This is a genomic window from Candidatus Magnetaquicoccus inordinatus (genome assembly GCF_004217665.1).
GTDB classification, from domain to species: Bacteria; Pseudomonadota; Magnetococcia; order Magnetococcales; family Magnetaquicoccaceae; genus Magnetaquicoccus; species Magnetaquicoccus inordinatus.
On sequence record NZ_RXIU01000354.1, the window covers coordinates 1 to 2213 of the forward strand.

Consider the following 2213-nt stretch of genomic DNA (forward strand, 5'->3'; position numbering starts at 1 on the left):
TTGCAAAAGCAGGGAGCAGTGTAGAAAGAGCAAAATAGATTCGTCTGTTCATGATATGTCACTTGCGACCTGTAGATTACCCTGGCAGAAAGCAGAAAAGCGGCTGCAGAAATCTGCAGCCGCTTGGACTTGCGCACCCTAAGCGTCAATTTTACTTGGTAAAATTGGCCCGCATATAGGCAATCACCTTCCAAATTTCCTCTTCGGAATAGTTCTGTTCGGACCCAGGACCAAAAGCTTTCATATCGGTATTGGGGCTGCCGTTCATCATAATCCAGAACAACTGGCCATCTTTGCGACCGGCCATATAACCAGGAGCCGACATGTCCATAGGTTTGATGGTCAACTCACCAGCCGCCGAACCCTTACCATCACCGGTTTCACCATGGCATTTAGCGCATTTTTTGGTATAAATTTTGCCGCCCTCTTTGAGAACTGCGGCATCTGCTTCATCCGCCTTGATGGGGCTGACTTTGCTCAAAAAATCTGCGGGGGCGGTAGGAGTTTTGTGTGCACCGGATGCTGTGGCTTGCGAAGCACACAACATCATGGAGCCCAACAACAGCAGAGCAGTACGTAATTTCATTGTTGCAATCCCCTTTCATAAGAGACCCCACCGACCAAAAGAAGAGTCGGTGGGGAGTATCAATACCAGTATTATTACACCCCACCGATCCAGAGCAGAGTCGGTGGGGTGCAATATTTCGGGATTAGTAAACGTCCATCATGGTGTTGTAGACGTTAAACTTACCAGTCGGGGTATTCAGACCGGTGATCCGGGCTTTCTCTTGGTGTGTTTTGTCATCCAAAATGACGATTTCACCCTCTTTATCCCACAAGGAGAGCCACATTTCATCACCCTCTTTGTTATATTCCATGTGCACCACCTTCTTGGCGAAGGTGATCTCTTTGGGTGGATCGTTGGGCTTGTCGACGTTGAAGATCGTCAACACATTGGATTTGTTGGGATTGATGGTGTTGTCGCAATAGACATTTTTGCTCTTGGGATGGGTTTTGATAAAGAGCGAGTTACCACCCAATTTCCATTCACGCACCACAGTCCAGGCTTTCGGGCTCTTGGGATCGGTGCTGATCATGGAGACCAAACCTTCGCCGAGATGCACAGTAGCCCACACTGGTCCAAATTCGGGATCAACCCAGTTGGCACCACGGCCCGGATGGGGTTTGACACCGGTTTTGATATTTTTGACCAGTTTGCGATCCACGGTATCGATCACAGAGATGGTGTCGCGGGCATTGGCGGCAACCATGAAATAGCGCTTGGAGGCATCCCACCCACCATCATGCAGGAAGCGCTCGGCATTGATTTTGGTTTCGGTGATGGTACCAGATGCAACCTTGCTATAATCGACCAACAGCACCACACCGGTCTCTTTCAGGTTCAACACCCACTCAGGAGCATGATGCGATGCAACGATGGAGGCGACGCGCGGCTCGGGATGATATTCGTTGGTATCATAGGTATAACCACGGGTTCCGACAATTTTCAACGGCTCCAGGGTATCGCCTTTCAACACCACATAGTGGGGAGGCCAATAGTCGCCGACCACAGCATAGGTGTCTTCAAAACCTTTGAATTTGGAGGTGTCGATGGAACGAGCATCCAGACCGGTACGCACTTCGGCAACCAGATTCGGCGGATCAGCCCAGAGATCCATCATGGTTGCTTTACCGTCGCGACCGATGCCAAACATGTAACGACCGCTGGCGGAGGTGCGCAAGATATGGGTTGCAAAACCGGAAGGAATGGTGACCAACACCTTTTTGGTGTCGCCATCGATAATGGCAATCTGTCCTTTGTCACGCTCGACCACACCAAAATAGTTCTGCCAGTTTTTGCCAGCCGGCGGTTTGGTGGGACGTTTGTCTACCGGGACATGCACTTTCCAGGTATTCTTCATCTCTTTCATGCCCCATTCAGGTGGCATGGGAGCTTCAATTTGCACATATTTGGCCATCAAGGCGGTCTCATCTTTGGTCATGAAACCACTTTTACCCCAACCGGGCATACCACCATCAGTGCCGTAGAAGAGGATTTTATCTAAAGCCTCCAAGGTTTTGAGGCGTGTTTTGGCAGGAGTGATATCTGGACCGGTTGCACCCTTGCGCAGTGCACCATGGCAGCCAGAGCAACGATCAAAATAGATTTGTTGACCCTTAGCAAAATCTTCTTTAGACAACGTTGGTTCCGG

The 2213-nt window shown here is 50.0% G+C and carries 2 protein-coding genes; both read right to left on the bottom strand.

Annotated elements, in window-relative coordinates; all coding sequences use genetic code 11:
* Positions 1–151: 151 nt before the first annotated feature.
* A complete protein-coding gene (locus EJP87_RS15560) occupies positions 152–586 on the bottom strand; it encodes a c-type cytochrome (RefSeq protein ID WP_130472769.1) in 435 nt (144 codons plus the stop codon).
* A gap of 124 nt (positions 587–710) precedes the next feature.
* On the bottom strand, positions 711–2213 hold a 1503-nt coding region (locus tag EJP87_RS15565; RefSeq protein WP_227657695.1), incomplete at its 5' end, for a cytochrome D1 domain-containing protein.

Bases quoted from the DNA above. Each gene is read 5' to 3' on its own strand.
- EJP87_RS15560 (WP_130472769.1), bottom strand. From the start codon at position 586: ATGAAATTACGTACTGCTCTGCTGTTGTTGGGCTCCATGATGTTGTGT.